Annotated in this window: 15 protein-coding genes; 8 read left to right on the top strand and 7 right to left on the bottom strand. The window is 66.0% G+C overall.

What is annotated here, in order from left to right:
• The first annotated feature begins 31 nt into the window (after positions 1-31).
• Together BXU08_RS17570 and BXU08_RS17565 are read left to right on the top strand one after the other, a co-directional pair.
• A complete protein-coding gene (locus BXU08_RS17570) occupies positions 32-1,594 on the top strand; it encodes a CpaF family protein (protein WP_171982562.1) in 1,563 nt (520 codons plus the stop codon).
• A 41-nt stretch (positions 1,595-1,635) separates the two neighbouring features.
• Positions 1,636-2,778, top strand: a complete 1,143-nt coding sequence (locus BXU08_RS17565) for an aspartyl protease family protein (protein ID WP_077511230.1) — start codon at positions 1,636-1,638, stop codon at positions 2,776-2,778.
• Positions 2,779-3,088: 310 nt separating this feature from the next.
• On the opposite strand, the gene BXU08_RS17560 is transcribed toward BXU08_RS17565, so the two are convergent.
• On the bottom strand, positions 3,089-3,277 hold the full coding sequence (locus BXU08_RS17560) for a hypothetical protein (RefSeq protein ID WP_077512568.1): 189 nt from the start codon (positions 3,275-3,277) through the stop codon (positions 3,089-3,091).
• 51 nt (positions 3,278-3,328) lie between these two features.
• On the opposite strand from BXU08_RS17560, the gene BXU08_RS17555 reads away from it, so the two are divergent.
• Together BXU08_RS17555 and BXU08_RS17550 are read left to right on the top strand one after the other, a co-directional pair.
• Positions 3,329-4,141: a class I SAM-dependent methyltransferase gene (locus BXU08_RS17555; RefSeq protein ID WP_077511229.1), complete on the top strand. Its 813-nt coding sequence runs from the start codon at positions 3,329-3,331 to the stop codon at positions 4,139-4,141.
• 87 nt (positions 4,142-4,228) lie between these two features.
• Complete coding sequence (locus tag BXU08_RS17550) at positions 4,229-5,269, top strand: methyl-accepting chemotaxis protein (RefSeq protein WP_290439631.1); 1,041 nt, start codon at positions 4,229-4,231, stop codon at positions 5,267-5,269.
• 125 nt (positions 5,270-5,394) lie between these two features.
• Here BXU08_RS17550 and phaR read toward each other — a convergent pair whose 3' ends face one another.
• Complete coding sequence (gene phaR, locus BXU08_RS17545; protein WP_077511227.1) at positions 5,395-5,964, bottom strand: polyhydroxyalkanoate synthesis repressor PhaR; 570 nt, start codon at positions 5,962-5,964, stop codon at positions 5,395-5,397.
• Between the two features lie 74 nt (positions 5,965-6,038).
• On the opposite strand from phaR, the gene BXU08_RS17540 reads away from it, so the two are divergent.
• The 4 genes from BXU08_RS17540 (at position 6,039) to BXU08_RS17525 (ending at position 12,774) form a co-directional block, all read left to right on the top strand.
• The gene (locus tag BXU08_RS17540; RefSeq protein WP_077511226.1) at positions 6,039-7,043 is read left to right on the top strand and encodes an alpha/beta fold hydrolase; all 1,005 of its coding nucleotides are present in this window, start codon (positions 6,039-6,041) and stop codon (positions 7,041-7,043) included.
• 38 nt (positions 7,044-7,081) lie between these two features.
• On the top strand, positions 7,082-8,254 hold the full coding sequence (locus tag BXU08_RS17535) for an acetyl-CoA C-acetyltransferase (protein ID WP_077511225.1): 1,173 nt from the start codon (positions 7,082-7,084) through the stop codon (positions 8,252-8,254).
• A gap of 219 nt (positions 8,255-8,473) precedes the next feature.
• Positions 8,474-11,707: a TonB-dependent receptor domain-containing protein gene (locus BXU08_RS17530; protein ID WP_077511224.1), complete on the top strand. Its 3,234-nt coding sequence runs from the start codon at positions 8,474-8,476 to the stop codon at positions 11,705-11,707.
• A gap of 83 nt (positions 11,708-11,790) precedes the next feature.
• Positions 11,791-12,774: a 2OG-Fe(II) oxygenase gene (locus BXU08_RS17525; RefSeq protein WP_077511223.1), complete on the top strand. Its 984-nt coding sequence runs from the start codon at positions 11,791-11,793 to the stop codon at positions 12,772-12,774.
• On the opposite strand, the gene alr is transcribed toward BXU08_RS17525, so the two are convergent.
• From alr to BXU08_RS17500, 5 genes are all read right to left on the bottom strand, one after another.
• Positions 12,771-13,796, bottom strand: a complete 1,026-nt coding sequence (gene alr / locus BXU08_RS17520; protein ID WP_077511222.1) for an alanine racemase — start codon at positions 13,794-13,796, stop codon at positions 12,771-12,773. The two genes, BXU08_RS17525 and alr, sit on opposite strands and share 4 nt — an antisense overlap.
• A gap of 10 nt (positions 13,797-13,806) precedes the next feature.
• Positions 13,807-15,405, bottom strand: a complete 1,599-nt coding sequence (locus BXU08_RS17515) for an MFS transporter (protein WP_253190417.1) — start codon at positions 15,403-15,405, stop codon at positions 13,807-13,809.
• 72 nt (positions 15,406-15,477) lie between these two features.
• The gene (locus BXU08_RS17510) at positions 15,478-16,032 is read right to left on the bottom strand and encodes a hypothetical protein (RefSeq protein ID WP_077511221.1); all 555 of its coding nucleotides are present in this window, start codon (positions 16,030-16,032) and stop codon (positions 15,478-15,480) included.
• Positions 16,033-16,037: 5 nt separating this feature from the next.
• Positions 16,038-16,913, bottom strand: a complete 876-nt coding sequence (locus tag BXU08_RS17505; RefSeq protein ID WP_077511220.1) for a hypothetical protein — start codon at positions 16,911-16,913, stop codon at positions 16,038-16,040.
• Between the two features lie 4 nt (positions 16,914-16,917).
• Positions 16,918-17,262 (bottom strand): hypothetical protein, encoded by a 345-nt coding sequence (locus BXU08_RS17500; protein WP_077511219.1) that lies wholly within the window; start codon positions 17,260-17,262, stop codon positions 16,918-16,920.
• Positions 17,263-17,309: the final 47 nt, after the last annotated feature.

Genomic DNA, 17,309 nt, shown 5'->3' with positions numbered 1-17,309 from the left:
CTGCCCAATCGCGGGGATTATGGGTTAACCGATGAGCGCTTTCGGACGACGCAACGGAATGGGTGGCGGCACAGCGGGCGGACGGCCTGCGTTCGGCGTCGCACGCCCGATGCAGGGCCCCGGGCCCGCGCCGCGGCCTTCGGATCCGATGCCGATGGGCGGCGAGCAGTTTCCGCCGCTGAACAGCGTTCCCCTCCCGGGTGCAGCCACGCCCGATCCGATGGAGGAGCGCGATCCGTCCGCGGGCAGCCTTGCCAACAGCGACGCGATGCAGCGGCTTGCCGATCGCCAGGCATCGTCCGGCGATGCCGGCAATTCGCGCGTCGAGGGCTTCGAGGCCTCGATCCACCGCATCAAGGAACAGGTGCTTCCGCGCCTGCTCGAACGAGTCGATCCCGAGGCCGCGGCGACGTTGTCCAAGGACGAGCTCGCCGAGGAATTCCGCCCGATCATCGGCGAAGTGCTCGCCGAGCTGAAGCTCACGCTCAACCGCCGCGAACAGTTCGCCCTCGAAAAGGTGCTCGTCGACGAGCTGCTCGGTCTCGGGCCGCTCGAGGAATTGCTCTCCGATCCGGCCATCTCGGATATCATGGTCAACGGCCCCGAGCAGACCTACATCGAGCGCAAGGGCAAACTCGAGCTCGCCAACATCCAGTTCCGCGACGAGGAGCATCTGTTCCAGATCGCCCAGCGCATCTGCAACTCGGTCGGCCGCCGCGTCGATCAGACCACGCCGCTTGCCGACGCCCGCCTCAAGGACGGTAGCCGCGTCAACGTGATCGTGCCGCCGCTCTCCTTGCGCGGCACCGCGATCTCGATTCGTAAATTCTCGGCCAAGCCGATCACGCTCGACATGATGGCGAACGGCGGATCGATGTCGCAGAAAATGGCGACGATGCTCAAGATCGCCGGGGCCAGCCGCTTCAACGTGGTCATCTCCGGCGGCACCGGCTCGGGCAAGACGACGATGCTCAACGCCCTGTCGAAGATGATCGACCCGGGCGAGCGCGTGCTCACCATCGAGGACGCCGCCGAGCTTCGTCTGCAGCAGCCGCACTGGCTGCCGCTCGAAACGCGTCCGCCCAACCTCGAGGGTCAGGGCGAGATCACCATCCGCGATCTGGTCAAGAACGCGCTGCGTATGCGCCCCGATCGCATCATCCTCGGCGAAATTCGTGGATCCGAGTGCTTCGACATGCTCTCGGCGATGAACACCGGTCACGATGGCTCGATGTGCACCCTTCACTCCAACTCTCCGCGCGAGGCGCTCGCCCGTATGGAGAACATGGTGATGATGTCGGACATCAAGGTGCCCAAGGAAGCGATCTCGCGCCAGATCGCCGACTCGGTGGATCTGATCATCCAGGTCAAGCGCCTCCGCGACGGTTCGCGCCGCGTGACCAACGTCACCGAAGTGATCGGCATGGAAGGCCCCGTCATCGTGACGCAGGAGCTGTTCAAGTTCGAGTATCTGGACGAGAGCGCCGACGGCAAGATCATCGGCGAATACCGTTCGATGGGCCTGCGCCCCTATACGCTCGACAAGGCGAAGCAATATGGCTTCGATCAGGCGATGCTCGAGGCTTGTCTCTAAGACCGATGTCCCCATGGGCGTTTCGGCACTAAGGCTGGCTCATGCTCGCTTTGCTCGCTCCGGTCGTCGCGCTCGCCCAGCTCCAGCCGAGCACCACGCTCGCCCCGGACACCGAGGCGCGCTGGATCGAATTCCAGCTCACCCCGTACAATCAACTGCGCTTTCCAATCACGCTCGACGGCCATGCCGCATGGGCGATCCTCGACACCGGGCTCAGCGACACGATCGTCACCAGCAGCTTCGCGCGGACCGCGGGGCTGAAGCCGGCACACCGCCAGCGCGCGGTCGCAATCGGCGGCGGCGTCGAAGTCGCCTGGGCCAATGCCGCGTCAATCGCGTTCGGCGGCCTGACGCGTAGTTCGGGCCGCGTCGGCATCGCCGATCCGGCGGGGGGCATCCGTTTCGGCGCCGACATGCTGGTCGGCGCGGACATATTGTCCTGCTGCGCGCTCGACATCGACTATGACGCGCGCCGCTTCCGTATCCTGCCGAGCGGTCGCATGCCCTTCCTCGGCGACACCGCTCCGCTCCGCCGCAGGAGCCCGAACGGCGTCTACCAGTCCGAAGTCACCGTGGCGGGCAAGTTGCTCCGTCCGGTCATCGTGGATACCGGCGACGGCGGGTCGCTGACGCTCAGCCATACCGCCTGGGCATCGACCGGCTATCGCGGCGCGCGGATCACGACGACGCTCGGCTGGGGCATGGGCGGCCCGGTGGTCACCGACACGCTGGTCGTCCCCTCGCTCGCGATCGCCGACATGGCGCCGCGCGAAGCCGAACTGCGTATCGAGGGAGACGGCGGCTTCTCTGCCTCGGTCGGCGCGGCGGGCCGGCTCGGCTCGGGCCTGCTGCAGCGTTATCGCGTGCTGCTCGATCCCCGCGCCGGCCGGATGATCCTCCAGCCCGGAAATACCATCGCGGCGCGCGTCCCGCGCTCGACGAGCGGCCTGCTGGTCGAAGTCTCCGGCACGGCCCTGCGCGTCGTCCATGTCATGCGCGGCTCGCCGGCGGCAGGCGGCGGCTGGAAGCCCGGCGACCAGATCTGCGCCGCCGACGGCATCGCCGTGGCGGACGATATCCGGGACGGGACTTTGGAATGGACGATCGGCACGCCCGGACGCACGGTGAATATCGGCCTGTGCGACGGCACCAGCCGCAGCCTGACGCTGGCGGACTTCTACTGAAGCTCCGACCCGTTTGCGCTGCGCTTGGCGAAGCATCCGCGCAGTAAACGCCCTTCGACAGGCTCGGGGCGAACGAAGTGCAAGGCTAGCTGGTCGAGGCGAGGGCTGTCGCATCAGGGCGTGTGCGAACGCAAAGGTCACACCAGGGTCACACTGTCGCGCATGTTTTAGCGGCGGCGTAGCCATGCGGAAAATCTCAAGGTTCAACCCAATGCGAGTTTGCGTTCGGTCCGGGATCGACGCCGTCAAAGAGCTAAGGACGAAGTGCCCCGAGCATCGACGCAGCATCGAATCCAATCGACTACAGACCCTAACGCACGTTGATCGCCACGCTCGCCAGGGCCAGCGCGGCGAGCATCGCCAGCATCTGGAGCAGCGTCCATGGCATGAAGCCTACGCGGTCCATGTCGCGGCGCCGCTTGCGCCGGTGCTCGCCGAAACCGCTGACCACCGCAATCGCGACGGCAACCGCGGCCCCGCCCCAATATTGTTGTTGCATGGTTCCAAAAAACTCCCACATGGCCTGTGCCCATCTAGGCAAGGATTCGTCATGCGCCAGACCCTGACCGTGTTCGCTCTTCTCACGACGGCGGTCGCTGTCGCCAGCGTCGCGGCGGGAGAGCCCAAGACCCAGCGAAACACGATCAAGGACGCGGTGGCCGCGACGACTCGCGCACCTGCCAACGTCGTGCGCGACAAATATCGCCATCCGCTCGAGACGCTGAGCTTCTTCGGCGTAAAGCCGGGCCATACCGTGGTCGAGATCTGGCCCGGCGGCGGCTGGTACACCGAGATCCTTGCGCCGCTGACCGCCGGCAAGGGCACGCTCTATGCCGCCGCGCCTTGGCCGAACGGCCTGAAGGGCGTGCAGGGCCTTCAGGCCAAGGACGCCGCCACCTATGGCAAGGTGAAGCTTGCCGCTTTCCCGTGGAGCGAAGGCCAGCCCAAGGTCGCGGACGGCACCGCCGACGTCGTCCTCACCTTCCGCAACGTCCATAACTGGCGGATGGGCAACAAGCAGGAGGGCGATTATTCGCCCAAGGCATTCGCGCAGATGTTCGCGATGCTCAAGCCCGGTGGCGTGCTCGGCATCGAGGACCATCGCCTCCCCGAAAGCGCCAGCGCCGAGCGCGAGAAGAACAGTGGCTATATCAAGGTCTCGACCGTGCGCCGCCTGGCCGAACAGGCCGGCTTCAAGTTCGTCGCCGCATCCGAAGCCAATGCCAACCCGAAGGACACCACCGAGTGGACCGACGGCGTCTGGACGCTGCCGCCGACCTATGCCCTGAAGGACGTGGATCGGGCCAAGTATGCAGCGATCGGTGAGAGCGACCGAATGACGCTAAAGTTCAGGAAGCCCTGATTTTTTTCGTTTCGGTTACGGAATAGTCCACGCTCCGTTAACCCTTCGCCGATACCAGTTGGGTCCGTGCCACGCAGGATCCGCTCCTTGTTGTCCGTCCTTCGCGACGAGGTCGACACTTTCGCCAGCACGAGCGAGGAAATTGCCGCGCGCACCAGCCTCCTCGCGCTCAACGCCGCGATCGAGGCCGCCCGTTCGGGCGAGGCCGGCCGCGGCTTCTCGGTGGTCGCGCAAGAAGTGAAGGCGCTCGCCCAGCAGGCACGCCACGCCAGTCTGGAATTCCGCTCCGAAGTCCGCGAGCGCCTCGCAATGGGCGCCGGGATCGCCGACGAAATGGTCGGCGAGATTGAGGGCACCCGGCTGGTCGAGCTTGCGCAGGCGCTGATCCAGAACGTCACACGCCACCTTTACGGCCGCAGCGTCGACCTCCGGGTAATGGCGTCCGATGCCGAAGTAATTGCCGCAACGCTTGATCCGACCCCCGAGAAGATCGCGGCCGCGCAGGCGCGGCTCGCGGTGTTCACGCGCACCTCGCCTTATTATCTCAATGCCTTCGTCGCCGATCGCGACGGCCGCATCATCATCTGCTCGGACCCCAATGCGCGCGTCCGCCAAACCAATGTCGCCAACGCATCGCAATATCTGAAGGCGATGGGCAGCAGCCATCCCGATCAATGGTACACCGACGCAGTCTGGCAGAACCCGTGGTCGGATCACCGCGCGGTGCTCGTCTTCGTCACCGGCATCCGCGAACGCGGCGCCGAGGGCCGGCCCGCGGGCGTCTTCTATGTCGAGTTCGACTGGGAAGAGCGCATTCCGGCAATCATCTCCGACCGTTCGCTGTTCGGCGAGAAGGAATGGGGCCGCACCCGCATTTCGATCGTCGACGAGGCCGCGCGCATCGTCGCCGATTCCTCGGGCACTCGCTTCGGCGAGACCATCCCGCTGCCGGCAAAGGCCGTGCGCGGCGCCGAGGCGCGTGCCGACACCACGATCGCCTTCGCCACCGCGGGCAGCTATCACGGCTTCGACGGATTGGGCCTGCGCTGCGTCATCGAGCAGAAGATGATCAGCATCGAAGAGATCCAGGCCTCGCTGGGTGGACTGGGAACGCGCAAGCTCGCCTGACTCCCCTCCCTGAAGGAGGGGTTCGAGGAGCCCGACGAGCGAATCGACACAAAGAAAAGGCCGGGCATCGAGCCCGACCTCTTCTTACCCATCCCTGCATTGGAGGTAGGGGGATCTAGCCCGGCCTACTTCGCCAGTTTCTCGATCTTGTCCTGCAGCCGGGCCAGTTCGGCCTTGAGCGCGGAAACATCGTCGCCGCCCTCGGCAGGCTTCGCCGCCGTCGGGGCTGCCGCCCCGGGGACGCCCGCCGCACCCGGCTTGAACGCTTCGGCCGCTGCTTCGAACATCGCCATGTTGCGCTTGGCGATCTCGGCGAAGGGTGAATTGGCGAATGCGCCCTCGACCGCCGACTTGAACTGTTCCTGGTTGCGTCGGAAGCTGTCCATCGACGCTTCCAGATAGCCCGGCACCATCGCCTGCATCGAATCGCCGTACAGCGAGATCAGCTGGCGCAGGAAATTGACCGGCAGCATCGACGTGCCGCGCGATTCCTCTTCCATGATGATCTGGGTGAGGACGTTGTGCGTGATGTCCTCGTCGGTCTTGGCATCGACCACCTTGAAGTCCCGCCCCTCGCGCGTCATCGCTGCGAGATGGTCGAGCGTGATATAGGACGAGGTTTCGGTGTTGTAGAGTCGGCGGTTCGCGTATTTCTTGATGATAACCGGACCCGAGCCCGCAGCAGCTTTCTTCATGGACACCCCCGCGCGTGAATGACGCACACCTAACATCCTTTGCCGCATCGCAACAAGGGCCTCGGCCACTACCCTTGTTTCTGGCGCTGCTGCGCAGCGAAACTGCAGCATCGCCCGAACGACGCGCCGCAGCACTTGCCGGGCTGCGCGCCTATCAGGATGCGCCCCGCCCCGCGCCGCAGCCGCCGATGCCGGCGATTGCCCGGGCCGGCCGCGCGACGCTGCGCGACTATGGCGGAGACGGCGCGCCGGTGGTGTTCGTGCCGTCGCTGATCAATCCGCCGGTGGTGCTCGACCTCGACGCGGAGAATTCGCTGCTCCGCTGGCTTTCTCGGCGGGGCGTGCGGCCGCTGCTCGTCGACTGGGGAACCCCGACGCCCGACGATCGCGCGCAGGACGTCACCACGCATGTCGAGCAGCTGCTCCTGCCGCTGCTCGCCGCGCTCGATCGCCCGCCAATACTGGTCGGCTATTGCCTGGGCGGCACGATGGCGATCGCTGCGGCCGTCGCAGCCAAGGCTGCAGGGCTGGTCACCATCGCCGCGCCCTGGCGTTTCGCCGGCTATGGCGATGCGCTGGATCCGATCTCGGCGCTGTGGGACGAGGCGCATGCCACTTGCGAGCAGCTCGGCCTGGTGCCGATGGAAGTGCTGCAATCGGGCTTCTGGCAGCTCGATCCCAAACGCACGGTCGCCAAGTTCGAGCGCTTCGCGCGGCTCGAGCTCGCCAGCGCCGAGGCGCGCGCCTTCGTCACGCTCGAGGACTGGGCGAATGGCGGCGCGCCGCTCCCGTTTGCCGCGGGCCGCGAATTGTTCGACGACTTCTTCGTCGCCGACCTGCCCGGGAACGGCCGCTGGCGGATCGCGGGTGCGCCCGTCGATGCGGAAGCGCTCGGCATCCCGGCTCTGTCCTTCGTGTCGACCACCGATCGCATCGTCCCCGCCGCCAGCGCCGCGCGCCTCGGCGACGTGCGCGAGCTGGCAATGGGCCATGTCGGGATGATCGTCGGCGGACGCGCCCGCGCCGCGCTGTGGCAGCCGCTTGCGGACTGGCTAACCGCCCTCCCCGCCCCTAGATAACCCGCAAACATCAAGACACCCGCAGGAGCATCCCGACCATGACCGACATCGTCATCACTGCCGCCAAGCGCACGCCCGTGGGCAGCTTCCTCGGCGCCTTCGCCGCGACCCCGGCGCATGAGCTGGGCCGTATCGCGATCGAGGCTGCGCTGGAACAGGCCGGCGTGAAGGGCGAGGAGGTTAGCGAAGTGATCCTCGGCCAGGTGCTCACTGCGGCGCAGGGCCAGAACCCGGCACGCCAGGCATCGATGGCGGCAGGCGTACCCAAGGAAGTCCCCGCCTGGGGCGTCCAGCAAGTCTGCGGCTCGGGGCTTCGTGCGGTTGCCCTAGCCTATCAGGCGATCAAGACCGGTGACGCGACGATCGTCGTCGCGGGCGGGCAGGAATCGATGTCGATGTCCACCCACGCCCAGTCGCTGCGCCCTGGCACCAAGATGGGCGATCTCAGCCTGGTCGACACGATGATCAAGGACGGGCTGACCGACGTGTTCAACGGCTATCACATGGGCATCACTGCCGAGAACCTCGCCGAGCAATATCAGGTCACGCGCGGCGAGCAGGACGCGTTCGCGGTCGCCAGCCAGAACAAGGCGGAAGCCGCGCGCGCGGGGGGCAAGTTCAAGGACGAGATCGCGCCGGTGACGATCAAGGGCCGTAAGGGCGACACGGTCGTCGCCGACGACGAATATATCCGCGCCGGCGCGACAATCGACGGCGTCTCGGGCCTGCGCCCGGCGTTCAAGAAGGACGGCACGGTTACCGCCGCCAACGCATCGGGCCTCAACGACGGCGCCGCAGCGCTGGTGATGATGAGCCGCGAGGAAGCCGAGAAGCGCGGCGCCCCGATCCTGGCGACGATCCGGAGCTGGGCAAGCGCCGGCGTCGATCCCTCGATCATGGGCATCGGCCCGGTCCCGGCATCGAAGAAGGCATTGGAGAAGGCCGGCTGGACGATCGCCGATCTCGACCTGATCGAAGCCAATGAGGCGTTCGCCGCACAGGCGCTGTCGGTCGGCAAGGAGCTGGGCTGGGACGCAGACAAGGTCAACGTCAATGGCGGCGCGATCGCGATCGGCCACCCGATCGGCGCCTCGGGCGCCCGCGTTCTCACTACGCTTATCTATGAGATGCAGAAGCGCGACGCCAAGAAAGGCCTTGCCACGCTATGCATCGGCGGCGGCATGGGAATCGCGATGTGCATCGAGCGATAATTCATTCCGCGTTAAGCTTGGCGTGTATTGCGCGCCTGATACAGTAGTTAAATATTACTCAGACGGCGGGTTTTCGGAAATTTCCGGTAACTCGCCGTCGCATTTTTGCAACACTGCCGACATGAAATCGTGCACTGCAATATTATGTAACTTGCCCCGCATGGCGTCAGGCGGTGAGTAGCGAGCCATCGGGCATTTCGCCTGAAGGGGCTCTATACCATGAAGCTATCGCAACTGCTGGGAGCGTCAGCCCTCGCCAGCGCCACTTTCCTCATTCCGCAGGTCGCCTTCGCGCAGGCCAGCCAGCCCGCAGAGGCGGGGCAGGTCGACAATACCGCGACCGCCGAAGAGGAAACCACGATCGTCGTCACCGGTTCGCGCATCCGTCGCCCGAACGATGACTCGCCCGTTCCCGTCACCACGGTGACCGCAGAAGAAATCTTCGAGACCGGCCGCGTCTCAGTGGGCGACGTGCTCAACGACCTGCCGCAGCTCCGCACCTCGATGGGCTCGCAGAACTCGACCTCGGGTCTCGGTACCCGCGGCGTCAACTTCCTCGATCTTCGCGGCCTGGGCCGTGCGCGCACCCTCGCGCTGATCAACGGCCGTCGCCAGACCTCGGCCGACATCATCAACAACGGCAACGCGATCGACATCAACACGCTGCCGACCGACCTGATCGAGCGCGTCGACATCGTGACCGGCGGTAACTCGTCGATCTACGGTTCGGACGCGATCGCGGGCGTCGTGAACTTCATCCTGAAGGACAGCTACGACGGCGTTCAGATCCGCGCGCAGAGCGGCATCAGCACCTATGGCGACGCCGGCAACCAGTATGTCTCGCTCGTCGCGGGCAAGAACTTCGCCGAAGGCCGCGGCAACATCGCGATCAACGCCGAATTCGCCCACCAGGACGATTACTATGCGTCGGGCCGTCCGAACCTGCGCCAGAACGATGCCTTCGTCATTGTCGATACCGACACCGGCGCGTCGTTCGACAGCGTTCCCGATCGCCTCTATTATCGCGACATCCGCAGCGCGACGATCGGCCTCGGCGGCCAGGTCGGCATCCGTTATGCCAACACCCCGACCGCACCGTGCGGCGTCGACGCAGTCGGCTCGTCCTACACCTGCGGCTTCCTGTTCCAGCCGGGCGGCACTCTCACGCCCCAGCAGGGCCTGCGCATCGGCCTGGGCCCGAACGGCAACTATGTCGGCGGCAACGGCACCAGCAGCCGCGAAGGCAAGCTGACCGCGCTGTCGCCCGACCTGAAGCGCTATGTCTTCAACGCGCTCGGCCACTTCGAAGTCTCGCCGGCTTTCCAGCCGTACTTCGAAGCCAAGTACGTCCGCACCGAGGCTTTCGGCACGCAGAGCGGCCCGTTCTTCTCGCAGGGCCAGACGCTGGGTGACGGCGTAGCCATCGCCGGCTTCAACGATCGCTCCTACGCCTCGGCCACCGGCGGCGCAGCGGGTGGCGTGGTCAACCGCGAAGGCATCCGCCTCGACAACCCGTTCCTGTCGGCCGCAGCACGCGCGACGATCACGGGTCAGCTCACCGCGGCGATCAACTCGGGCGTCAACCCGAACACCGGCACCGCCTACGGCACCACCGCGGCAGGCCTCGCCAACCAGGCGACCTCGCTCGCGCAGATCGCTGCCGGCACCTATCGCTTCTCGCTGCGTCGCAACTGGGTCGATCTCGGCACCCGCGACGAACAGATGAAGCGTGAGCTGTATCGTGGCGTGCTCGGCATCAAGGGCGATCTCGGCTCGGACTGGAGCTACGACGTCTCGGCGAACTACAGCGAGCACAAAGAGTCGAGCGTGATCACCGGCAACGTCAACACCCAGCGCTACCTGCTGGCACTTGACACGACGACCAACGGCGCTGGCCAGATCGTCTGCCGTTCGCAGGTCACTCCGGCCTATGCCGGCGACGACGTTGCAGGCAACGCCGCACAGCTTGCTGCCGACGTCGCAGCCTGCGTTCCGCTCAACCCGTTCGGTCAGGGCTCGGTCAGCCAGGCAGCGCTCAACTACCTGGTCACCCCGACCACGGCAGTCGGCAAGTCGACCCAGTTCGTTGCCAGCGGCTTCGTGTCGGGCAACCTGCCGATCACCCTTCCGGGCGGCGCCATCGGCGTTTCGGTCGGCGCCGAGTATCGCAAGGAGACGCTCTCCTACGATCTCGACGATCTGACCCAGGCCGGTTACGCCTTCTACAACGCGATCCCGAGCTTCACGTCGCCGGCGTTCGAAGTGAAGGAAGTGTTCGGCGAAATCTCGCTGCCGCTGATCAAGGACGTCACGCTCCTCCAGGAACTGACGATCAACGGTTCGGGCCGTATCGCCGACTATCAGGGCGGCGCGGGCACTGTGTACGCGTTCAGCGGCGGCGCCACGTGGCGTCCCGTCCGCGACCTGCTGCTGCGTGGGTCGTACTCGAAGTCGGTGCGCGCACCGTATCTGGGCGATCTCTATTCGGTTCCCGGGCAGAACTTCACGCCCGCTCCGTCGGATCCCTGCTCGACGCGCAACATCAACACGGGTTCGGCAACGCGCGAAGCCAATTGCGCAGCTGCAGGCCGTCCCGCCGGCTATGACTATGTCTACACGGCATCGCTCGAGATCCTCAGCGGCGGCAACCCGAACCTGAAGTCGGAAACCTCCAAGTCGATCACCCTCGGCGGCGTGTTCCAGCCGAGCTTCGTGCCCGGTCTGGCGATCTCGGTCGACTATTACGACATCACCGTGGACGACGTGATCACGTCGCCTGCAGTGCAGTCGGCCCTCAACGCCTGCTACGACGCGCCGGATCTGAACAACCAGTTCTGCGCATTGTTCGAGCGTGCGGGTGCCGCTGGCGGCCCCCGTGGCGAGCAGCCCTTCCGCATTCTGGAAGGTTCGTATCAGGACTCGCCGCAGAACTACGCACAGTTCAAGGCGCGCGGTATCGATACGCAGATCGGCTACAATCGTGACTTCGGTTGGGGCAAGCTGAGCATGAAGGGCGTGTGGACTCACGTCATTCAGCGCGACAACTTCACCGATCCGGCACGTCCGACCTTCAAGAACGTCCTGGCTCAGGAGCTTGGCGATCCGGAGGACAACTTCAACATCGGCACCGATCTGCAGCTCGGACCGCTCACGCTGGGCCACACCTTCCGCTATATCGGTCGGATGTATCTCAACACCTTCGAGGACTATAACAGCGTGAACGGCCAGCCGGCCCAGAACGTCGATTATGCTACTCTTCCGATGTACCCGTCGACCACGTATCACGACGTGCGCTTCGACCTGGAAGTGAACGACTCGTTCAACTTCTACGGCGGCGTGACCAATGTCGGCGACACCAAGCCGCAATACGGTCTCACCGGCATCGGCGCGGGTTCGGGCATCTATGACAACCGTGGCCGCTTCTTCTACGCGGGCGTCACCGCGAAGTTCTGATAGCGACACGACCAACTAAGAAAGGGCCGGGGTTCATTCCCCGGCCCTTTTTCTTTGCGCGCGATCCGGGCTAGACCGGCATCATGGTGCACAATCCCGTCGAACAAGCCCTCGCGCTCGCCGCGCGCGGCCAGGCCGCACAGGCGCTCGCCTGCCTGATCGAAGGCGGCGATGCCGGCGACGTCCATGCGTTGATGCAGCATGCCGTGTGGCGCCTCACCGGCGCCGTGGTCCCGCGCGACCTCGACGCCGCCCGCGTCCTGCTCCGCCGCGCAGTCGCGATCGGGCATGTCGACGGCGCGCTGATGGAGATTGCACTCGCCGCAAACGGCAATGGCAACGCCCGCACGCCCGATTGGCAGACCGCCCGCGCGCTGCTCGACATCGCCGCGGCAGGCGATCCGATCGCCGAGGCCCAACGCGCGCTGCTCCAGCGCATGCAGCTGACCGCCGACGGCGCGCCCCCGGCGCTGCCGCAACCGCAGGTGCTGAACGAAGCGCCGCGCATCGTACGCTATCCCGCTTTGTTCACGCCTGACGAGTGCGCGCATGTCGCCACGGTTGCCGCGGAATTGCTCGAGCCGGCCTCGGTGCTGGATCCGCGCACCGGCCGTGCGATGCCCCATCCGATCCGCACGTCCGACGACGGTGCGATCGGCCCGACGCGGGAAGACTTGGTGGTGCGCGCGCTCAACCTAAGGATCGCCGCGGCCAGCGGCACGCGCGTCGAGCAGGGCGAGCCACTGACGGTGTTGCGCTATGCGCCGGGCCAGCAATATCGCCGCCATCTCGACACCATCGCCGGCGCTGCGAACCAGCGAATCCGGACCGTGCTGATCTATCTCAACCAGGGATTCGGCGGTGGTGAGACGGTCTTCCCCGAGTTCGGCCTGACGATCCGGCCCCAGGGCGGAGACGCGATACTCTTCGACACCCTGCTGCCGGACGGAACGCCCGACACCAGGGCGCTCCACGCGGGCCAGCCGGTGACGGCCGGAGTCAAATGGCTGGCGACGCGGTGGATTCGCGCGCGCGACGTCGATCCGTGGACGCTTCGCGCCGACTAGAACCAGCGCCGATCGAACCGCGCGCCGAGCCCGGTCAGTAATTCATATTGCGACAATCCGCTAAGCGCCGCCGTCTCCGGCAGCGCATAATCGAGCGACACCCAATCGCCTTCGCCCAGATCTGGCGCGGCATCGACGCAAATCGCGGTCAGGTCCATCGACACCCGCCCAATCACCGGCAATTTCACGCCGCCGGATCGCGCGCGGCCCTTGCCTGAGAAGCAGCGGAGATAGCCGTCGGCATAGCCCAGGTTGAGCACCGCCACTTGCGTATCCTCCGCCGCGGTAAAGGTGGCGTTGTAGCCGACGATCTCGCCCGCGCGCACGCCCCGCCGCTGGAGGATCTGCGCCTCTGGCGTCACCACCTGGCGGATGCCGTCATGCGCGGCACGCTGGCGGCCGCCATAGAGCGCAATTCCTGGGCGGGTCAGATCGAAGGCATAGTCCGCGCCGAGGGCGATGCCTGCCGAATTTGCGAGACTCATCCGCTTTGCCGAGGTTTTTCCGGCGAGCGCAGCGAACGCGGTGCGTTGGCGGTCATTGAGCGGCACATCCTCGTCCGCGCAGGCGAGATGGCTCATCAGCGTTTCGATCTCGAGCCCGTCGAGCAGCCCTGCCGAAATATCCTCAGGCGACACGCCTAGCCGGTTCATGCCAGTATCGACCATCACGTCGCATACGCCGCCGCCGCTCGCTTGCCAGCGCCGCACCTGTTCGGGAGTGTCGAGCACCGGCCGCGAATTCGCAGGCCGGTCGGCCATGTCCTCCGGCCGGACGCCGTGGAGCACCGACACCGATACGCCGAGATCGGCGAGCGCCCGCGCCTCGCTCCAATGCGCGACGAAGAAGTCGCGGCACCCCGCCTCGGCCAGCCGGCGCACCACTTCGCGCGCGCCCAGCCCATAGCCGTCGGCCTTGACCGCAGCGCCGCATGCCGCGCCGTGGCTCAAGCTTCGCAGCAGCCGCCAGTTATCGACCAGTGCGGCGCCATCGAGCTTCAGTCTCAGGGGAGAATGCGTCATCCCGACGCGGTTAGCGTCTGGCCTTGCGCAGCGCCACTGTCTCCTGCAGCCCCCAGGCAGTCACGGCCAGCGCCATCGCCACCACGGCAAAGGTGTACCATAGCCCGGCATAGGGATCGCCGGTCCGCGCGACGATATACTGGCTGATCAGCGGCAGGAATCCGCCGAAATAGCCCGTGCCGATATGATAGGGGATCGACATCGAGCTGTAGCGGATGCGCGACGGGAACATCTCCGAGAGCAGCGCCGCCACCGGGCCATAGGTCGCGCCCGACAATGCCATCAGCCCGAGGATCGCGACCACGATGATGGCGATGTTGCCAGCGGGAGGCACACTTGGCGCGAGATCATATCCCGCCGTCGCCAGCGCCGCGTCTAGCCCCGCCGGGCGCGTATCGGCGACCGGCAGGCCCCCGACCGATACCGTGACCGCGGGCGCCTTGACCGTCGTATAGGCGACGCCTTTTTTCGAGAAATGGTCGAGCAGCTTGCCGCATTCGTCGGCCTGGTTGGCCGAGAACGGATCATAGCCGCATTGCGGACCCGACACGACCACCGGGGCGTGGCGCGCCGCCTCCGCAAGCCCGGGATTGGCCGCGCTGCCGATCACCCAGAATAGCGGGAAAAGCAGCACGAGGGTCAGTGCATAGCCGGCGACGATCGGGATCTTCCGCCCGATCCGGTCGGACAGATGGCCGAAGAACAGGAAGAAGCCCATGCCGATGATCGCCGAGCCGCCCGTGATCAGTTGCGCCGCAGTCGGGTCCAGCCGCATCGGGCCGGCGAGGAACGACAACACCGAGAACATCGACGTGTACCAGATCACCGTCAGCCCCGCCGAGATGCCGAACAAGGCAACGAACAGCCTTTTGCCGTTGCCGGGATAGGTAAAGCTCTCGACGAACGGGTTGGCCGCAGTCTCGCCCGCTTCCTTCATCGCCTTGAACACCGGGCTCTCGGAAAGCTTCAGCCGCATCCACAGCGAGATGGCGAGCAACAGGATCGAGAACAGGAACGGCACCCGCCAGCCCCAGCTGTCCCACACGTCCGCCAGCGCGAATTTGGAGATCAGCACCACCGCCAAGCTGAGAATGAACCCGCCGACCACGCTCGCCTGGATGAAGCTGGTGTGGAAGCCCGAGCGTCCGGCGGGCGAATGTTCGGCAACATAGATCGCCGCGCCGCCATATTCGCCGCCCAGCGCCAGCCCCTGCGCGATGCGCAGCAGGATGATCACCACCGGCGCGGCCATGCCGATTGCGGCATAGCTCGGCACCAGCCCTACGCCCGCGGTCGCCACGCCCATCAGCGTGATCGTGACGAGGAACGTGTATTTGCGCCCGAGCTTGTCCCCGAGATAGCCGAACAGCACTGCGCCGAGTGGCCGGAACCCGAACCCCACGGCGAACCCCGCCCAGGCGAGCAGGGTCTGGAGCACTTCATTGCCCGCCGGGAAGAAAGTCCGTCCGATGATCCCCGAAGCGGCGAGCGTCCCGTAGATGAAGAAGTCGTACCATTCAAACACGGTGCCCAGCGACGATGCGCTGATCACCAGCCGCATCTCCTTGGCGCTCGGTTCGGCGGGCGCGTCCTGCGCTACGCTGGCCATGTTCGTCCTCTCCCCTGACTCCACAGCGGTGTAGCGCGCCTGCGCTTCGCGGCAAGCGCCGCGCCGAGGCGTCTAGCTGCCGGAGGCCAGTTTGCGCAGCTTGGCGCGGATCACGCGACCCGCCACGCCCGCGGCAATGCCGCGCAACAAGGGTCCCGACAGCCGCCGCGCCACGGGCAACCCCACTGCGGCCGCCATCGTCCAGAGGCTCGTCCAGGGTGGGATCGCCACCGCCCAGGCGGTCCAGCCGCCGATCGTGAGATAGTCGACACCGCGCATCGGCAGGTCGCTCGCAGCGGTCAGCTGCCGGCCGCCATTCCGCCCGAGAAGCTGCGTCCCCTGCGCCAGCAGCGTGCTCGCAGCCTCGGCATCCCCCGCCGCCGTGCCGAACCCCGGCGGGATCGACAACACCACATCCCCATTGGGCTGCAGCAGCATGCGCAGCCACACGATGCTGCCGTCGCCGCGCCGCACCTCCTGGTCGATCGCCAACCCGCCCTTGGTCCAGAATTCGGCCAGCTCACCCAGCGCGGCCCATTCGTCGCGTATCGCCCGCACGTCGAAGAGATAGGCGGTGCGCGCCGTCAACGCCTGCCATTCGGCTGCGGCGATGGCGGTCCAGCCCATGCCGCCTAGCGCCCCAGCAGCGCGCCGCTGGCCTTTCCGGCAAGCTTGCCCATCGCGTCGATCATCCAGCTCCAATATTTGAACGAGAGCTCCACGGCGCCGCCGTGCATGCCGTGCAGCGTCGCCTTGTCGGGGCCGTCCACGCCGATCTGGAAGCGATTGACCACGTCGCCGTCGATCTGGATCACCGTCTGCATCAGGATGATCTCGGTGCCGATGTCCCAGCCCTTGCGGATCGCGACCAGCGCGTCGGGCGAGAAGATGCTCTCGGTGCAGCCGCGGTGGATCGTCTCCTGCTTGCTGTCGCGAACGATCTCCTTGAACTGGTCCGAATTGCGCCGGATGCGGTGGAAGATCGAGCGGTCCTCCACCCGGAAGCGCTTGCGCGCCTGCCGCGCGTCGTAGAGCTCGTCGGGAGTCAGTTCTGCCCGCAGCGACGAATATCGCTCGGACTGCGCGTCGGCGAGCGAGTCCACGCGCAGCTGCATCTCGGCCATCCATGTCGCGATCTCGCGCAGATGGTCGAAGATCAGGACGGAGACCTCGTCGGGCGAATCCTTGAGAAATTCGCCGTCATGGCCCGCCGGCCTGGGCTCGCGCTTGGTATCGGCGATCGGCCGGTCGGGCGCTCCGGCAGGCTGGGGAAACGGCTCGCGCCCCCAGTCGAAGTCCTTCGAAATCTTGTTCGCCCAGCCTGGCAGCGGCCGACCGGTCTGGCCGAAATCGAACGATTTGCGGCACAGAAAATCCCAATAGCCCTGCGCCACTTCGATCAGCGCATGCGGCGCGCTGGGCATCTTCTGCCCGGACATCCCATTCTTCTCGATCGTGTTGATCTCGAGCGACAGCAGACCCTTGGCGAGTTCTGCGAAGTCCGCCACCGCCTCAATCCGTCAGCGATTTGGCGAGGTCGGCGACCGCCTTCAAATTGTCGGCGACGATCTGGCGGCTGAGCTTCACTTGCTCGGCGTGGATTTCCATCACCTTGGGATTGTCGATCGCCGCGGTGGAGAAGAAGTTCTGGACGTCCCCCTGCTCCAGCCGGATGGTGGTGGTCGCGCCTTCGGCAGTCGCGCCGGTTTCGGGCTGAAGAACCCAGTTGCCGTCGGCGTCCTGCGCAATGGTCATCGCGGTGACGACGGTCTGAATCCGCAACGTCAGCAGCTCGTTCAGCGCCTTGCCGACCGAAGCGAGCGCAGTGTTTACATTGGTCTGAATTCCGCTGGCCATATCATCCTCCCCCCAAGGACTTGCCGGCTGCGAAGCGCACGATACGA

Source organism: Sphingomonas sp. LM7 (assembly GCF_002002925.1).
GTDB lineage: Bacteria > Pseudomonadota > Alphaproteobacteria > Sphingomonadales > Sphingomonadaceae > Sphingomonas.
This window is presented reverse-complemented; position numbering and strand designations above follow the sequence as displayed.

Coding starts and splice junctions, on each gene's coding strand:
- phaR (WP_077511227.1), bottom strand. CDS start 5,964: ATGAAGAAAGCTGCTGCGGGCTCGGGTCCGGTTATCATCAAGAAATAC.
- BXU08_RS17570 (WP_171982562.1), top strand. CDS start 32: ATGAGCGCTTTCGGACGACGCAACGGAATGGGTGGCGGCACAGCGGGC.
- BXU08_RS17535 (WP_077511225.1), top strand. CDS start 7,082: ATGACCGACATCGTCATCACTGCCGCCAAGCGCACGCCCGTGGGCAGC.
- BXU08_RS17565 (WP_077511230.1), top strand. CDS start 1,636: ATGCTCGCTTTGCTCGCTCCGGTCGTCGCGCTCGCCCAGCTCCAGCCG.
- BXU08_RS17525 (WP_077511223.1), top strand. CDS start 11,791: ATGGTGCACAATCCCGTCGAACAAGCCCTCGCGCTCGCCGCGCGCGGC.
- BXU08_RS17530 (WP_077511224.1), top strand. CDS start 8,474: ATGAAGCTATCGCAACTGCTGGGAGCGTCAGCCCTCGCCAGCGCCACT.
- BXU08_RS17555 (WP_077511229.1), top strand. CDS start 3,329: ATGCGCCAGACCCTGACCGTGTTCGCTCTTCTCACGACGGCGGTCGCT.
- BXU08_RS17515 (WP_253190417.1), bottom strand. CDS start 15,405: ATGGCCAGCGTAGCGCAGGACGCGCCCGCCGAACCGAGCGCCAAGGAG.
- BXU08_RS17510 (WP_077511221.1), bottom strand. CDS start 16,032: ATGGGCTGGACCGCCATCGCCGCAGCCGAATGGCAGGCGTTGACGGCG.
- BXU08_RS17560 (WP_077512568.1), bottom strand. CDS start 3,277: ATGCAACAACAATATTGGGGCGGGGCCGCGGTTGCCGTCGCGATTGCG.
- BXU08_RS17500 (WP_077511219.1), bottom strand. CDS start 17,262: ATGGCCAGCGGAATTCAGACCAATGTAAACACTGCGCTCGCTTCGGTC.
- alr (WP_077511222.1), bottom strand. CDS start 13,796: ATGACGCATTCTCCCCTGAGACTGAAGCTCGATGGCGCCGCACTGGTC.